Annotated in this window: 12 protein-coding genes; 3 read left to right on the top strand and 9 right to left on the bottom strand. The window is 62.9% G+C overall.

Annotated features, from left to right (window positions below; all coding sequences use genetic code 11):
• Positions 1-96 precede the first annotated feature (96 nt).
• The 6 genes from ACWIVK_RS07600 to hemC form a co-directional block, all read right to left on the bottom strand.
• The gene (locus ACWIVK_RS07600; protein WP_448576044.1) at positions 97-1,599 is read right to left on the bottom strand and encodes a hypothetical protein; all 1,503 of its coding nucleotides are present in this window, start codon (positions 1,597-1,599) and stop codon (positions 97-99) included.
• The gene (locus ACWIVK_RS07595) at positions 1,544-3,451 is read right to left on the bottom strand and encodes a glycosyltransferase family 2 protein (RefSeq protein WP_448576043.1); all 1,908 of its coding nucleotides are present in this window, start codon (positions 3,449-3,451) and stop codon (positions 1,544-1,546) included. Before ACWIVK_RS07595 ends, ACWIVK_RS07600 begins: the two co-directional genes overlap by 56 nt.
• 137 nt (positions 3,452-3,588) lie before the next feature.
• The gene (gene hemA, locus ACWIVK_RS07590) at positions 3,589-4,803 is read right to left on the bottom strand and encodes a glutamyl-tRNA reductase (protein WP_448576096.1); all 1,215 of its coding nucleotides are present in this window, start codon (positions 4,801-4,803) and stop codon (positions 3,589-3,591) included.
• 2 nt (positions 4,804-4,805) lie between these two features.
• The gene (gene hemL, locus ACWIVK_RS07585) at positions 4,806-6,092 is read right to left on the bottom strand and encodes a glutamate-1-semialdehyde 2,1-aminomutase (RefSeq protein ID WP_448576042.1); all 1,287 of its coding nucleotides are present in this window, start codon (positions 6,090-6,092) and stop codon (positions 4,806-4,808) included.
• A 13-nt stretch (positions 6,093-6,105) separates the two neighbouring features.
• Positions 6,106-7,128: a porphobilinogen synthase gene (gene hemB / locus ACWIVK_RS07580; RefSeq protein ID WP_448576041.1), complete on the bottom strand. Its 1,023-nt coding sequence runs from the start codon at positions 7,126-7,128 to the stop codon at positions 6,106-6,108.
• The gene (gene hemC / locus ACWIVK_RS07575) at positions 7,125-8,807 is read right to left on the bottom strand and encodes a hydroxymethylbilane synthase (protein WP_448576040.1); all 1,683 of its coding nucleotides are present in this window, start codon (positions 8,805-8,807) and stop codon (positions 7,125-7,127) included. The genes hemB and hemC overlap by 4 nt, the downstream gene beginning before the upstream one ends.
• A 202-nt stretch (positions 8,808-9,009) precedes the next feature.
• Here hemC and ACWIVK_RS07570 point away from each other — a divergent pair, with 202 nt between their 5' ends.
• Complete coding sequence (locus tag ACWIVK_RS07570; RefSeq protein WP_448576039.1) at positions 9,010-10,185, top strand: NAD(P)/FAD-dependent oxidoreductase; 1,176 nt, start codon at positions 9,010-9,012, stop codon at positions 10,183-10,185.
• A gap of 13 nt (positions 10,186-10,198) precedes the next feature.
• Here the strand turns inward: ACWIVK_RS07570 and folE are convergent, their stop codons facing one another.
• From folE to ACWIVK_RS07555, 3 genes are all read right to left on the bottom strand, one after another.
• Positions 10,199-10,822, bottom strand: a complete 624-nt coding sequence (folE, locus tag ACWIVK_RS07565; protein ID WP_448576038.1) for a GTP cyclohydrolase I FolE — start codon at positions 10,820-10,822, stop codon at positions 10,199-10,201.
• 280 nt (positions 10,823-11,102) lie between these two features.
• Positions 11,103-12,062 (bottom strand): CDP-alcohol phosphatidyltransferase family protein, encoded by a 960-nt coding sequence (locus ACWIVK_RS07560; protein ID WP_448576037.1) that lies wholly within the window; start codon positions 12,060-12,062, stop codon positions 11,103-11,105.
• Positions 12,007-12,792 (bottom strand): HpcH/HpaI aldolase family protein, encoded by a 786-nt coding sequence (locus ACWIVK_RS07555; RefSeq protein ID WP_448576036.1) that lies wholly within the window; start codon positions 12,790-12,792, stop codon positions 12,007-12,009. The genes ACWIVK_RS07560 and ACWIVK_RS07555 overlap by 56 nt, the downstream gene beginning before the upstream one ends.
• 330 nt (positions 12,793-13,122) lie before the next feature.
• Here ACWIVK_RS07555 and ACWIVK_RS07550 point away from each other — a divergent pair, with 330 nt between their 5' ends.
• Entirely contained in the window at positions 13,123-14,703 is a 1,581-nt protein-coding gene (locus ACWIVK_RS07550; RefSeq protein WP_448576095.1) for a DEAD/DEAH box helicase, read from the top strand.
• Between the two features lie 237 nt (positions 14,704-14,940).
• On the top strand, positions 14,941-15,687 hold the full coding sequence (locus tag ACWIVK_RS07545; RefSeq protein ID WP_448576035.1) for a YebC/PmpR family DNA-binding transcriptional regulator: 747 nt from the start codon (positions 14,941-14,943) through the stop codon (positions 15,685-15,687).
• Positions 15,688-16,138 lie beyond the last annotated feature (451 nt).

Raw genomic sequence — 16,138 nt, 5'->3', positions numbered from 1 at the left:
GCGTCGCTGGGCAGGCATGACGCCTCGGTCACCGATCGAGAACAACCGTCAGGAGCGATGAGCACGGAGCTGAACGCGTCGCGACCAGTGCTCGCTTCACTGCAGGAGAGTCGGTTGATCGATCCGCCGGTAGAGTATCCATGGTCCCAGCTGTCCATCGACCACGAAGCCGTCCGGCGGATCGTCTGCGAACCGCTCGCTGACCAGATCGCGGCCGAGCGGCTCCTGCGTCACGAGGATATACCCGACCAAGCGGTCTGGCTCGGCGAGCGCCGCCCCGAACGACGCATCGGCTGGCAGCAGGAACGGTCGCGCTGTCTCCGCACGCGCGATGATGCGATACGCACTCCGATCATCGGCGAGAATCGCATACCGTGGAGCCGCTCGCAATCGCTGGCCGAGCACCCGTTCTTCCTCATCGCTCGCTCGCGGGATACCAGTGACGAGAACCTGCTGCCACTGCCGAACTTCGCCTGCATGCCTCAGCAACGCTGTCGTAGTCGCGACTTGTCCGAGCGCCAGCACGACGACGACCGGTCCCACCCAGCGCGGTAAACGCTCCGGCAATGCGATCAGCGCAAGGACGGTATAGGTTGCCAGGACCAGCGGCAACGGATAAGCGAACCCGAGAAACCGCAACAGACTGGGCACGAACGCGAGAACGACGAGCGGTACGAGGCGTCGGGGCGTCCGCCAGAGATTGGCCGCGAAGACCCCGAGAAGCAGCGGCTGCATGACGAGTTCGCGACCGAACCCTGCCAGCCACTCCCAGCGTTCGGCCAGCGGCACTCCCCATCGCTCTGGATCGATCACCGCAGCAGCCGGGTCCGTCAGATACATTATCGGGTTGCCGGTGAAAACCCAGTTGATGTAGGTCCAGCTCGCCACGGCCCAGAGAGCGGGGAAAGCCGTCACTAGCATTTGGCTCAGAGTAGCCCCTTCCCCGCGCTGTCCCGTGCTTGCTTCCGACCGGCGAAAGAGCGGTACCAGGCTCGCCAGCGCGAGCGCATAGACGAGCGCATAGAAGTTCGCGTAAAAGGCGAGTCCGAGTATCAGGCCTGCGACGAAACCGCTGAAGGTGTGTCCATAGCGCACGAAATTGATGTAGTAGTGCCAGGCCACGAGGATCAAGTGCAGCGTCAACATGTCCGGATACGCCTGCGTAGCCAGAAAGACATTTGAAGGAATGACGACGACGACCGCCAGCAGGAGCATCCGCCAAAGGCGAGCCAACCCAACGCGTCCCAAGTCGTACCAGACGAGCCAGGCAGTCGCCCCTGCCGCGAGACTCGCCAGCACGCTCGGAATCCACGGCCGCGGGAACGCGAGCACCAGCAGGAACGGGAGCGGCGGATACAGGAAACCGATGACCTCCAAGCGCAAACGGTCAGCGGCCAGCAAGGCCTTGGCAGTGACATGCGCGTGCGCATTCGTCAAAAACCCATACCGATACGTCACCAGCGCCAGCGCCAGGAAAGGAAGACCGAAAAGGAGGACGCGCACGAGATGAGCGCGCCAACTCAACTCGACGAGGCGGAGCTCGTCACTCGGCGGCGACGCCGGCTGCGGAACCGGGTTCGAGATAACGGCTGAGGCCATGACGCGTCTTCTCCCAGTAGAAGGGCTTGGTGATCAATTGCCAAACCGCCTTGTAGGATGCGATCGAGTGCAGGATCCAATAGAACGGGTTGAGCAGCGCGAACGGAATGAGCTGGTAGCGACGCCGCTTGAATCCGGCGAGCATGCCGAGATAGATCATCACACCGTTCCCGATAAGGAGATTGAACAGGCTGATGTACAGCACGACCGGCGGAAACAAGACATCGAACGCGTGGGTACGCGTCACGATCCACACGAGCGTCAACGACCAAAGCGGAATGAGCGCGAGAAAGGCAAAGGGCGCCCCACCGATCAACAACACGAAGCCGAACGTATTCCGGATGCCAACTGTGCGGACGAGGCGCAGCGGATGCCGGGTGTGCACCAGAACCGTCTGCAGGTAGCCTTTGATCCAGCGCGAACGCTGGCGGATCCAATTGCCGACGTGGTTGTTCGCTTCCTCCCAGGTGGTGGAGTTGATCACCCCGACTCGGTAACCGCGGGCCGCTGCACGGATACCCAGGTCGGCGTCCTCGGTCACGTTGAACGGATCCCACCCACCGAGTTCCCGCAGGCGATCGACCCGAAAATGGTTGCTCGTCCCACCGAGCGGAATCGGCAAACGCAAGCGATCCAGCCCCGTCAGAACATAGTCGAACCAATACGAGTACTCGAGCGTGAACATGCGGGTGAGCAGATTCTCGGTCGCGTTGTAATAGTTCAGCGCCGCCTGAACGCAGACCAGTTCCGGAGAACCTTTGCGGAAGGCCACGATCGCCTTCTTGAGCTGATCCGGTTCCGGGCGATCTTCAGCGTCGTAGATCGTGAGAAACTCACCGCGAGAGAAGAGCAAGCCGACATTGCACGCTTTCGGCTTCGTCTTCGGTAGTCCATTGGGGACGACGATGAACGTGACCGTTTCCGGTGGCCGTGCTGCCTTGGCCGCAGCGAGTGTCTCCTCGTCGTCCTCTTCGATCAAGAGCAAGATTTCGAGTTTGCTCGCCGGATAGTCAAGACGGCGCAGATTCTCGATGAGATGCGGCACGACGTTGGCCTCGCGATAGACTGGCACGAGCACGGTGTACATTGGAAGCTCGTCGTCGCGTAGTGCCTGTACCTCTTCCGGGGAGATCGCCTGCACGTGCTCGTGCTTCGCTCCGGCCATGGCCACCACGAAATGAAAGAGCACGAAAACGAAGAGTACGCCATTGACGAGTGCTGAAACGGTGACCGCCGTGAGTGTCGGCACGATCAAGAAACCGGCCAAGACCAGCATCAGCAGGAGCGCGAGCGCGATCTTTTGCCACCGGACGAGTACCTTCCGCGCACTCTCGTCCGGACTCCGGTAGTACAGGCCCAAGGCTGCCCGATCCAGCACGAGGTCACGAAAGATGGTTCGAACGGCGTAGTCGATATCCCACTCGCTCGTCACGAGCGGTCGCACCGTTATCGGCCCCAGAACGGAACGGATGTACTCCTCGAGCTCGGCACCGGGCGGCTCAGCCGTGGCGACGAATACCTCGTTTCCGACGCGCCGCACGGGGAAACACCGTCGTTGCACGAGTTCCTCGGGGTCGAAAAGTCGCGCGAGCCGAGCATCCAGCGGCTCGCGCAAAAGATCGACGTATGGATATCCCCAGAGCTCAGCCAGCACCCGGTAGAGCTGCTGTCGCTTGACCAAACCGAGTGCGATCAGAATGCGGCCGATCCGATCACCCGTTCGACGCTGGTACTCGAGCGCTCGTTCCAGGTCTTCTGGACGTAAGAGACCTCGAGAAACCAGCGCCTCACCGACCCGCTCCCGCGAGCGGGTCACTTGCGGCTGGTGCGTTCGGTACGTACGAACGAGCATCGAGTCTCCTCGCCACGACCACGAGAAACAGTTCACTCACCGGCAATCATCGACAGAGCGACGAGGGTCGCCGCGAGACCCCTGTCCCCGACGTGACTCACCGATTATCCTACACGAGAACAGGAAAGACGGGCTAGTCAGCGGTTTTGAGCGAGCAGACGCAAGGCGAGCGAGACTCGGTGAGGTTCTGACTCGAGCGCGCAGAAAAGGGGAGACAATGCTTTGCGGGCCATGCTCGCTGCAGCCGCTCGTTTCACCTCGCCAGCCCGTGCAGGATCACGGAGAGCCAACCGCAACGCCTTCTCGAGTTCGCGCTCCAGCATCGACTGGAGCGTTTCGTGTGCGGCACGGATCTCAGCGGCTATCGAGTGGGCCGCCGACCAACGAAGATAGCGCTGCACAGCCCGTTCGACGTATGGCTCGACCGCTGCGCTCTGCCATGCTGCGACAGGAGCAGGATCAGCTGGAAGATCGTCGATCGTCACCACCCGAATCCCAGGCACGTCGCTGATGGCCGGATCGATATTGCGTGGCACGGCGAGATCGACAAGGACGCGCGGTAGGCCAGCATGGCGAGCGACGTGCTCCAGTCGAACGACCGGTTCGGGCGCATGCGTCGTGACGAAAACCACATCCACTTCGCTGACGAGTCGAGGCCACTCGCTCCAGTCGACGATCCGCACAGGCTCCCCAGATGGGACGCGGGCGAGTCTCCCTGGTGACCGATTGGTCCACCACACCACTGACGGCTGGCAACGGCCCAATGCAGCGATGACGTCTCGACCAGTTTCGCCTGCTCCCAGCACGAGAACCCGTGCCGCCCGGAGATCACCGCAGAGCCGCGCTGCCTCGCGCACCGCCACGCGTGCGAGCGACCGCTTGCCGGTCGACCAGCCTGCGCGAACCCGAACCATTCGTCCGGTGGCCAGACTCCAAGAAAACAGCCGGTCGAGAACCGGACCGAGTGTTCCTGCCGCCCGAGCGAGCTCCCGGGCACGGCGTACCTGTCCGAGGATCTGCGGCTCACCGACGACACGCGAGTCGAGGCCAGCAGCGACCCAGAACGCATGACGAACCGCCTCCACGCCGCGATGCTGCAAGACCCAACGCTGGAGTTCTTCGACCGTCAGTCCACCGAGTTCAGCTAACCATTCCACACCGCGATGGGCAGTTTCTTCACCGTCGAGCCAATAAACCTCGGTACGGTGACACGTGACGAGGAGCACGAGTTCAGGCACCTGGCTTCCCCAGCGCTGGAGCCACTGGTACTGCTGCTCTATCGGCAAGCTCAATCGCTCGCGGATCGTGACCGGCGCCGTTCGATGCGTCACAGCAACCACGAAAAGCGTCATCGTCACCCCCGCACCACCTCAGCCAAGGCCTTCCGCGCCGCCTCGATCGTGCGATCGATATCCTCCTCCCGGTGAGCGAGTGAGACGAACCAGGCTTCGAACTGGGAGGGCGGCAGCAGAATGCCTTGCGCGCGCATGGCCCGGTGAAACGCAGCGTAGCGGGCCGTATCGCAGCGCTCGGCCGTTCGCGCATCAGTGACCGGCTGCTGGCTGAAGAAAAGCGTGAGCATCGAGCCGACGCGCTGGACGTGCGCCGGGAGACCGGACTCCTGGATCGCTTCCTCGAGTCCTCGCTGGAGCCGCGCAGCCAAAGTCTCCAGACGATCGTAGGCCCCTGGTTCACGAGCCAGTTCGAGTGTCGCGAGTCCTGCGACCATGGAAAGTGGATTACCCGCTAAGGTCCCTGCTTGATACACCGGACCACTCGGCGCCACGTGCTCCATCAGGTCGCGCCGGCCACCGTAGGCACCGACCGGAAGACCTCCGCCGATGACCTTTCCCAAACAGGTGAGGTCTGGCCTGATACCGAACCGTTCCTGAGCTCCACCGAGTCCTAATCGAAAACCGGTGATCACCTCATCGAAAATGAGGAGTGCGCCAGCCTGCCGCGTCAACTCGCGCAGGCGAGACAAAAAGCCAGCAGCCGGTGGAACCACTCCCATGTTCCCGGCAACCGGCTCTACGATGACCGCCGCGATACGGTCACCGAGCTGGGCGAACGCGTCTTCCACTGCTTGCTGATCGTTGTAGGGTAGAACGAGGGTGTCACGCGCCGTCCCTTCCGTCACGCCTGGCGTCCCAGGCAACCCGAATGTCAGGACGCCTGAACCGGCAGCGACCAGCAAGCCGTCGACGTGGCCGTGATAGCAGCCAGCGAACTTCACGACGAGACTCCGACCGGTGACCGCCCGAGCCAGGCGAATTGCGCTCATCGTGGCTTCCGTTCCCGAATTGACGAAGCGCACGAGCTCGATCGCGGGAACAGACGCAACGATTGCCTGCGCCAACTCGACCTCGTACGGCGACAAAAGACCGAAGCTCGTTCCCCGCTGGATGGCTTCCGAAAGACGCTCGACGACATGCGGATGGGCATGCCCAGCGAGCAGAGCACCCCACGAGCAGATGTAATCGAGGAAGCGCCCTCCGTCCGCGTCGATGAGGTAAGCACCCTCGCCGCGCACTGCGACGACCGGTTCCTCACCGACTGCCCGAAAAGCTCGAACTGGGCTGTTCACCCCGCCCGGGAAGAGGTGCCGAGCAGCGTCCCAGAGAGAACGAGACTTTTCCATCATCACCCCTTTCTCAGCCGAGGAGAGCCTGCTCGAGTGCGGTGCCGATCCGTCCGCTCCGCAGCCAGCGCGCCACATCCTTCGCATGATAGGTAATGATCATCTGCGCACCGGCTCGGCGGATCCCCGTCAACAGCTCGAGAACCACCCGCTGCTCGTCGATCCAACCGTTGCGGGCAGCCGCCTTGACCATCGCATACTCACCGCTCACGTTGTAGGCGGCGATCGGTACCTCGAACCGTTCACGCGCAGCGGCGATCACATCGAGGTAGGCAAGAGCCGGCTTGACGATGATCGCATCGGCCCCCTCCTCGATGTCGGTCGCGATTTCGCGCAGGGCCTCCCGCCGGTTGCCAGGATCCATCTGGTGGGAACGGCGATCGCCGAACGCTGGGGCCGACTCCGCAGCCTCACGAAACGGTCCATAAAAGGCCGACGCGTATTTAGCCGCATAGGAGAGAATCGGAATTTCGACGAAGCCAGCCCGATCGAGAGCGTCACGGATAGCCAGAACTCGTCCGTCCATCATATCGGACGGAGCCACCATGTCGGCTCCCGCCTCGGCATGCGAGACCGCGGTGCGTGCCAAAAGTTCCAGTGTAGGATCGTTGACGATGCATCCATCACGAACGATCCCGCAGTGCCCGTGTGAGGTGTATTCGCAGTTGCAGACATCGGTGATGACGACGAGATCGGGTGCGCACCGTTTCAGCTCTCTGACGGCGCGCTGCACGATACCATCCGGAGCGTAGGCTTCACTGGCCAGTTCATCCTTCTGGGCAGGAATACCGAAGACTAAAACCGCGCCGATACCGAGTTCTAGGAGCTCCTCGACTTCTCGTCCCAGCTGATCGACACTCAATTGGTAAACGCCCGGCATCGACCGCACCTCACGCCGGACGCCCCGACCATGCACGACGAACAAGGGATAAATGAAGTCCTCCACGCTCAAACGCGTCTCGCGGACCAGACGACGGAGACCCTCCGTCTGCCGCAGCCGGCGAAACCGACGAAACCGCCCTCGCTCGACGCTCACCCCGTGCTCCTTTCCGCTCGCACCACCGCTTCGATCAATCCTTCAGCTGTGTAGGTATCGGCAACGACATCAACGTGCAATCCGAGCTCTCGAGCGGTCTCAGCCGTGACCGGACCGATCGCGGCGATACGGACACGATCTGACAATCGTCTGGTGTCGCCGAGCGCGACGGCCAGCGCACGCGCGGTCGAACTCGCAGTCAAGAAGATCCAGTCGATGGTCCCCGCCTCGAGAGCCGCCCGTATCGCCTCGTCGAGTGGAAGCAGTTCTGTCCGATAGGCCGGAACGACGACGACCGTGGCCCCTGCCTCTTCGAGCCGCCGCGGCAGGACCTCGCGTGCTTCTGCCGCCCGCGCGATCAAGACGCGTGCCCCTGCCACGCCGCGCGCGATCATCTGTGCAGCGACTGCCTCGGCGACGAATTCGTCCGGTACGAGGTCTGGCTCCAATCCGAACGCGCGCAACGCACGAGCAGTCGCCGGACCGATGGCAGCGAGTCGTCTCTCCCGCAGCAGCTCCCATCCACCGCCGAGAAACCGCAGTCGATCGAGCGTCGCTCGTACCCCGTTCGCGCTGGTAAAGACGATCCAATCGAAACGCGCCAGATCGGCCAGTGCAGCGTCCAAAGGGCCCCAATCCTTCGGCGGCAGAATGCGGATGAGCGGATGGACGATTGCCTCAGCCCCGAGAGCACGCAGCCGCTCGACGAGAAACTGTTCCTGCCCAGCCGGGCGTACCAAAAGAACGCGGCGGCCCCGCAGAGGATCGGTCGTTCGCTGCGAAACACGGGTCGTTCCCAGACTCGCCAGCACGAGCCCGAGTTCCTGCGCGCGCTCGATCGCTTCCTCGCGCGACCAATCCAGACATTCACGGACGAATCGACCATCGGGGAGAAGGACGGCGATACGAAAACGCAACCGGTTCTCTACGATCGTCGCGTAGGCACCGAGCGGCACAGAGCAGCCGGATCCGAACGCTGCGAGGAACGCGCGCTCGACCGCGACCGCTTCGTGAACCACCGCTTCGTCGAGTTGGCGGAAAAGCTCATGTCGTCCATCGTTTTCACGCGCGACGACCGCTAAAGCTCCCTGCCCCGGTGCTGGAACGAACTCATCCGGATCCAGATACTCGGCCACGAGATCGATCTGCGAGAGTCTTCGCAGACCGGCAGCTCCGAGCACGAGGGCATCGACGATCCCCTCACGCAGTTTGCGCAAGCGAGTGTCCACATTGCCCCGAAGATCGACGACGACCAGATCGGGCCGTGCTCGTAGAAGCAATGCTTGTCGTCGCCGCGAACTCGTTCCCACCCGCGCGCCCATCGGTAGCTCCCCGAGCTTCCGCGGCGGAAAGGTAACCAGCACGTCGCGAGCATCCTCTCGAGCCAAAACGGCGACGAGAACCAGGCCAGGGGGAAGCCGAGTCGGGAGATCCTTGGCACTATGCACGGCGAGATCGATCGTCCCCGCGAGGAGCGCTTCGTGCAGTTCCTTCGCGAACACGCCGCTCCCGCCGAGAACAGTGAGCGAGGTTGCCCGATCGCGATCACCCGTCGTCACGATGGGGACGACCGTCACCGAACACTCCGGAACGAGGCGACGAAGCCGCTCGACGACCTCCTCGGTCTGGGCGAGGGCTAGCGGGCTCCCTCGCGATCCGATCCGAATTCGCTCTGTCATCGAATCCGCCCCCGCCGGTAACCCGAACCGAGTCAGCCATTTTCTACAAAATCTGATCGAATCTGCTCACACATTGTCGTCGCGGCGATTCTACTCACGAGACTCCTCGACTGCAAGCTATCGAGTGACACTCGTACCCCGATCTCCAGCTCCTGGGTACAATGCTCGACAGCGAGAGACGATCCGGCTGAGGAGAGAGGTTATGAGCCACACGGTGGTGATCATCGGCGCTGGTCCTGGCGGTGTCGCTGCCGCTCGTGCCGTTCGGCAATATTTGGCAGCCGAGGATCGCGTGATCGTCATCGACCGCCAGGACGAGCAACGGCTCGGGGTGACGCTGCTATCCATCATGCGCGGCTGGCACGAACCGGAAGACGTGACGATTCGACCATCGCGTGTCCTCGCCGGCATCGCCGAGTTCGTGATCGCCGAGGTGACGCGCATCGATCCGGTCAACCGACGCGTCGAGACGACCACGGGAGTGCTCGAGTACGACGCTTTGATCGTCGCGACTGGCGCTGAGCTCGTCCCGGAAACGGTACCGGGTCTGGTGACGGCGCTGGAAAATGGGTCAGCGGGACACTGCTGGTCGCTGCCCGCGGCACTCCACCTTCGCGAACGCTTGCGCTGCCTCGCCGGAGGCCGCGTCCTGATCGTGGTGACGAGGCTTCCCTACAAGTGTCCACCGGCTCCCTACGAAGCTGCTCTTCTCGTGCGCGACCTCGCAGCGGAGCGCGGGATCGGCAACTCGGTCGAGGTCACGGTGATCACACCGGAGCAATCACCGCTCGCGGTGGCTGGTCCAGAGGTCGGGCGGGAACTCGTCGCGCTCTTGAACCAGCAGGGCATCACCGTGCTCACTGGTGAACAACTGGTTGCCGTGGACGGTCGGCACCGCGAAGCCCAGTTCGCCTCTGGCCGACGCGAACTCTTCGATCTCCTCATCGTTGTCCCGCCCCATCGTGCCCCGTCTTTCCTCGGGGAAGCTGGCCTCGCTGACGGCGACTGGGTTCCCGCAGAATTGCGGAGCTTGCGCACCCGGTTCGAGGGAATCTGGGCGATCGGCGATGTCGCGGCAGTGCGCATTCGGGACACGCTCCTCGTTCCCAAGGCGGCAGTTTTCGCCCAGCAGCAAGCGGAAGTAGCTGCGCGCGATCTGGCGCGGTGGCTCGGTCGGACAGCCCCCGAACCGGAAATCCGGGCCTACGGTCGCTGTTGGTTCCTGGCGGGTCGCGGAATCGCAGGTGCGATCGAGGGTGACTTCCTCGCCGAGCCCCAGCCCAAAGTCACCTTCCAGCCGCCGAGCGCGGAAGGCTTCGCCCAGATGCAACAGGAACTCGCCGCCTGGCTCGCCCAAGATCCGGCACGGCGTCATTGATTCGTGGTTGGACTCAGGCACCCGAGGAGAGGAGACGGTAAAACTCCTCGCGGGCTGCTGGCGACTCGCGGAAGATTCCGAGCATGGCGCTGGTCGTTGTCCGCGCGTGCTGCTTCTCGACACCGCGCATCATCATACAGAGGTGAATGCCATCGGCCACGACCGCGACACCTTGGGGATCGAGCAGCTCGGTAATCGCTTCCGCGATCTGGTGCGTCAAACGCTCCTGCACTTGTAACCGTCGCGCATAGAGGTCGACGATCCGGGCGAACTTACTCAGACCGAGAATGCGGCCGCGTGGCAGATACCCGATGTGCACGTGACCGAAGAACGGGAGGAGATGGTGCTCGCACATCGAGTAAAACTCGATCCCCTTGACGACGACCATAGTATCCTGCTCCACATGAAAGATCGCACCGTTGACGATCTCGTGGAGATTCTGGCGATAGCCCCGGGTCAGGAATGCCCATGCCTCCGCGACGCGCTGCGGTGTCCGCGCCAATCCCTCCCGGTGCGGATCCTCGCCGATGACTTCCAGCCACTGGGAAACCAACGACCGCAGACGTTCCAGATCACAGGTCGTCGTGAACTCCAGGCCTGTATCCTCGAGATGGACGAGTTCTTCATGATAGTGCATCGCAGCCTCGCTTACCAAATCATTGCTCTACGGATCCTGTTCCCATCGCGCTCGAGTACACCTTCTGACCGGCACAGCGCGCGATAGAGGATACCGCATGGCCCGCAACCGATCAAGCGCTGGCACCATCCTGTCGGGTTGGTCATGACGGCCCTCGTTGGGGTTGCACGAGCGCCGACGCAGTTTCGCGCCACCCATCGCAAGGCCCCGCACGCTCCATCACAGAGCCGCCTATGGCAGCCCCGGGGGAGCACGGACTGTCTGCGCGACGTCCTACCGGCTATCCATGACCCGCGACCGGAAAGCGCGCGCGGTTCTCGCTCCTGCGTCCGACAACCCCCTCACGCCCACCGCTCACCTGACGCCGGACAGCGGACCAGCGCCAGATCGTCATGAGGAGAGGGATCAGAAGCTGACTCAAGACGAACGTCGGGTAGGAAGCCAAACGCCTGCGCCACGCAAAGATCCCCAGCCACAGGTATTGCGTCGAGCGACCCAAGTTCGCTGCCGCCGTGACGACTACCGGATGCCACCAGGAGCGTCCGACACACTCTTCGCGGGCATGGTGTCCAGCGGATAGCCACAAGCCGAGTTCTTCTAGCCAGCGAATCATCGCATCCTGGGGTGCGAAGACGAAGCGATAGATGGCGCGAGCGAGCCGGACCGCCCGACCATCCGGATCGCGCACTTCCGATCGGAAGACTTCTCCCCTCGCTCGCCGGTACAGGTACTCGAGATTGAAATCCCAGCTCAGAAGACCGGTCAAGGCCAACAGTGCCGCGAGCGACGCCCGCCAGCGTCGTGTCCGGTATCCGATCGCTGCCAAAAGCGCCGCATTGACCACTGTATCGAGCTCGGTATCGAGATAGCGGCCCAGTTCGCTCTCCTGCCGTCGCAAGCGAGCCAGTTGACCATCGGCATTGTCGAGAACGGTCACCACCTGCAGGAGCGCTGCTGCCGCTCGCTCCCAGCCACGAGCCAGGCACCCAGCTGCCAGGAGTCCGAGTCCGGTATGAGCGATGACGACCTGCTCGGGTCTGACTCGCGTTGGCAACAGGGCACGGGCCACGACGAATCCGAGTGGCCGGAAGATCACCAAATTGACATACTCGAGACCCGGCCGGACCTTCAGACTCGCCTGGAACGCACTGAGCAATGTTGGCCGGTTCCGCCCGTGTCCCTTCTCATTCCCCATATCCTCGCCCGACCTGTGCGGTGAGACCGAGCTGTTCGACGCCACGCAGCGCTCCTTGCACGAGGAAGCCGATATCGCTGCCAGCCGTCACGAATCGAAAACCCTGCTGCGCTCGGTACAAGGCGTCCTCGATACTATAGGCGGCGTAACCTGCGATTTTGCCCGTATTGCGACAGGCTTCCAGCACGCGTTCGATCGCGCGCTCCTGCCGTTCGTCACCAGCTGCTCGACGCGGGTCGATGCCGAGAGACAGAGCAAGATCACCCGGTCCGATCCAGCAACCGTCGATACCGGGAACCGAGAGAATCGCCTCGGCATTCTCCACTGCCTGGGCACTTTCGATTTGCACACCGACGAAGAGCTCCTCGTCGATCCATTCTGGGTAATCAGCTCCGTAGACGCGAGCGCGTCCCCATCCCCACGAGCGCATGCCGCGCGGCGGAAAGCGACACGCGTCGGCGACCGCTCGCGCATCTTCTCTGGTGTGGACGAGCGGCACGATGATGCCGAGCACCCCATCGTCCAGTAAGCGCCCGATGAGTGTGTAATCGTTGCGCGCGACCCGAGCCATGGGCACCGCGCGCCCGCAGGAAAGCGCCATCAGCGTGGCGATGACCGTATCCGAGCCGAAGGTACCATGCTGCGTATCGATCAAGATGAAGTCGATGCCACAATTAGCCAGTGCCTCTGCGACGAGCGGTGCGCCGAGCTGCAGCGTATAGCCGAAGGCCGGCTGGCCAGCCAACATCTTCCGCTTCGCGTGGTTCTCCCGCATGCTCCTGCCCCCCGGGTCATCATCGCTCTCCCATGTCACCATACCCGAGCCGTCGGATCCCGTGAAGTTCCACGAGCATTTTCTCCACGCTCGGCAACCATTCCGATCCATCGCCCAGCAGGGTCGCGCGTCCATCGGACCGGGCCACGGATGCCTGAAGATCCGAACTTTCGGCGCCACGAGCGCAGGGACGCCACGGTATGGACTGGCGACGTGGACGGCGGCGAGCTGGTATAGTTCAGATGTTGCACCTCGGTCGAACCCCGCGGTCGCACCGATGAACGATTCGATTCTAGAGGAGTACTCGTGAACAACTCGACCCTGACAGTGATGAACCCGAGCGGATTCGCCGCACTCGGGCTTTCTCCGGCCTTACTCGCTGCCCTCCGCGATGTCGGTTTCGAGCAACCGATGCCGGTCCAAACAGAAGCGATCCCCGTTCTCTTGAGCGGGCGCGATGCTATCGTGCAAGCCCACACGGGAACAGGCAAAACCGCAGCATTCGCCTTACCGATTCTGCAGGGATTGGTCCCGAACGGGCATGGCCCGCAAGCGCTCGTTCTCACTCCGACGCGCGAACTCGCGATCCAAGTGGCTGAAGCGATCCACCGTCTCGGCCGCTATCTCGATGCCCGCGTCCTCGCACTCTACGGTGGTCAGCCGATCGAGCGGCAGCTGCGTGCCCTCCGGCACCCGGTCGACATCATCGTCGGCACTCCGGGCCGTATCATGGATCACTTGCGCCGCGAGACGCTGCGACTGGATGAGGTTCGTGTCGTCATCTTGGACGAAGCCGATGAAATGCTGGATATGGGCTTCATCGAGGACGTCGAGTGGATCCTCGAGCATGTACCGCGCGAGCGGCAAACCGCCCTCTTCTCAGCCACGATCCCGCCCCGGATCCGCCAGCTGACTCAGCGCTATCTGCGAGCACCGGTGACCATCGCCATCCATCCCGAACGGGTGACTGTCCCGTCCATCGCACAGGCGGTGTACGAGGTGGCTGCACACGCCAAGCTCGAGGCGCTGAGCCGGATTCTCGACTTCGAGGCGCCAACCTCCGCGATCATCTTCGTGCGCACCAAGAGCGGTGCCGATGAACTAGCCCATAAACTGCAGTCGCTCGGCTACGCTGCCGAGGCGATCCACGGCGACCTCAGCCAGGCCATGCGCGACCGTGCTATGCAGCGCTTCCGCACCGGACAAGTCGACCTGCTGATCGCCACCGACGTCGCGGCACGTGGATTGGACATTCCTGCGGTCAGTCATGTCATCAACTTCGATATCCCCAGCGATCCCGAATCCTACGTGCACCGGATCGGTCGCACCGGGCGTGCAGGGGCTACGGGCACGGCGATCACGTTGATCGAACCACGGGAACGCTGGCTCTTGCGCACGATCGAACGAGCGATCGGACAGCGACTCATCCCGAAGCGCATCCCGACCCGCGAGGAGATCGCGCGTCGCCAACGCGAGCTTCTCGGCGCATCGCTCTCGGAAGTGATCGAGCAGCGCGATCTCGAACTCGGGCGCAGGATCGTCGATCAGCTGCTCCCGGATCACGATGCGGTCGATATCGCGGCAGCCGCTGTTCTGCTTCTCCTGGAAGCTCGGAACGTCAGCCCGGAACGCGCCGGCGACCTGACGGAGTTCGAGCGAGCGGAGCCCGGTATGGTTCGGCTGCGCCTCGAACTCGGACGACGCGACGGTATTCGCCCGAGCGATATCGTCGGTGCCATCGCCAACGAGGCCGGCATACCTGGTAAGGAAATCGGGCAGATCGAGATCGCCGACCGGTACACGCTCGTCGACGTGCCTAATCGCGTGGCCGACCGGGTCATCGCTGCCCTCAGCCGCACGCGCCTGCGCGGCCGGGCAGTCGTCGTTCGTCGACTCGACAGCATCCGGTGACCTGTCACCTTGCCCGATTCGGCTGCTCCTTGGCACACTTATTGGGAAAAGTCGACGCTTCGCGGTCGGTCTCGCACGGTAACACGGTAATGTGACTGGCCCGCGGGCATTCGCTCTGGTGCCCCGTTCCTTTCCCAAACGATGAGCAAACCATGACCGGCATCGCGGGGCACAGCGGATCGAACTGCCGTCGTCATCCACAATGGTCAAAGACGTTGACGGGGGAAGGTGAGATCCATGGCTGGCCACTCTAAGTGGGCCCAGATCAAACGACAGAAGCAGGCCGCGGACTTCCGCAAGGGGCAGATCTTCAGCAAGCTAGCGCGCGAGATCCATGTGGCAGTGCGTGAAGGCGGTCCGAACCCGGAAACGAACGTGCGGCTGCGCATGGCGATCGAGCGCGCACGGCGCGAGGGTATGCCAAAGGATACGATCGAGAACGCGATCGCCAAGGCGAGCGGTGCGGCTAGCGGGGCAGCTGAATACGAGACGATCGTTTACGAAGGGTACGGGCCAGGTGGCGTCGCCATCATGGCCATCGCCTTGACGGACAACCGCAACCGGACAGCCTCGGTGGTTCGACACATTTTCTCAAAGTACGGCGGTTCGCTCGGCGAGACCGGTTCGGTAGCCTGGCAGTTCGAAACCGTTGGGCAGATCGTCGTCGCCACTGACGGTCATGATCCTGAGGAGATCGCGCTCGCTGCTATCGACGCAGGCGCTCGCGATTTCGAGGTGGAGGACGATTCGGTCATCGTCACGACCGATCCGGACCAGCTGACCGACGTGGCGGAGAAGTTGGAGGCAGCCGGCTACCAGATCCGCCAGGCTGACATCCAACGCATCCCGACCACGACGGTCGAGCTCGAGGGCAGTCAGGCGCAGAGCGCCCTCAAGCTGCTCGAAGCGCTCGAGGACTTGGACGACGTGCAGGAGGTCTACACCAACGCCAGTTTTCCTGCCGAAGTGCGCAGCGCCGTGTAATCATCGCCGTCTCGCGGGACCGGCTCGTGCAACAGCGCTCGGTGTCTGCACCGAGCGCTGTTCGCCTCTCGAAAGACAACAACGCCACGTTATCACCTGATCCGCTACGATGCCTCAGCTGCCAACGTACGAAGAAGTACTCGTCGTCCGTTTTCGCTTCGACGGGGACCTGTTGAGATGTGAAATCTGCCCAATACCAGTGCTGGAAATCACCCTACGTGGTCTGACGATCTCCATCCTTCACATACTCGTATTGCGACTACTCAGTAGAGAATAACTCTACCAGATCACGGTGTTCGATCTCGCCTTCTCGCTTCTTACAGCTCATCAGCTCCGGCCCGCTATGATGCACGTGGACAGGCTCCTCCCTGCCCGGCGAGAGCATTCCAAGCGGCGCCCTCTCCCTCGGCAATCCGTCGCTCAGCTAGGCCTGGTCCCGTGTTCCCCCGCT

It is taken from the genome of Thermomicrobium sp. (assembly GCF_053493975.1).
The sequence above is the reverse complement of the archived record's forward strand: the minus strand, read 5'-3'. Positions and strand labels throughout refer to the sequence as shown.

Bases quoted from the DNA above. Each gene is read 5' to 3' on its own strand.
- ACWIVK_RS07600 (WP_448576044.1), bottom strand. From the start codon at position 1,599: ATGGCCTCAGCCGTTATCTCGAACCCGGTTCCGCAGCCGGCGTCGCCG.
- ACWIVK_RS07595 (WP_448576043.1), bottom strand. From the start codon at position 3,451: ATGCTCGTTCGTACGTACCGAACGCACCAGCCGCAAGTGACCCGCTCG.
- hemA (WP_448576096.1), bottom strand. From the start codon at position 4,803: ATGACGCTTTTCGTGGTTGCTGTGACGCATCGAACGGCGCCGGTCACG.
- hemL (WP_448576042.1), bottom strand. From the start codon at position 6,092: ATGGAAAAGTCTCGTTCTCTCTGGGACGCTGCTCGGCACCTCTTCCCG.
- hemC (WP_448576040.1), bottom strand. From the start codon at position 8,807: ATGACAGAGCGAATTCGGATCGGATCGCGAGGGAGCCCGCTAGCCCTC.
- ACWIVK_RS07570 (WP_448576039.1), top strand. From the start codon at position 9,010: ATGAGCCACACGGTGGTGATCATCGGCGCTGGTCCTGGCGGTGTCGCT.
- folE (WP_448576038.1), bottom strand. From the start codon at position 10,822: ATGCACTATCATGAAGAACTCGTCCATCTCGAGGATACAGGCCTGGAG.
- ACWIVK_RS07555 (WP_448576036.1), bottom strand. From the start codon at position 12,792: ATGCGGGAGAACCACGCGAAGCGGAAGATGTTGGCTGGCCAGCCGGCC.
- ACWIVK_RS07550 (WP_448576095.1), top strand. From the start codon at position 13,123: ATGAACCCGAGCGGATTCGCCGCACTCGGGCTTTCTCCGGCCTTACTC.
- ACWIVK_RS07545 (WP_448576035.1), top strand. From the start codon at position 14,941: ATGGCTGGCCACTCTAAGTGGGCCCAGATCAAACGACAGAAGCAGGCC.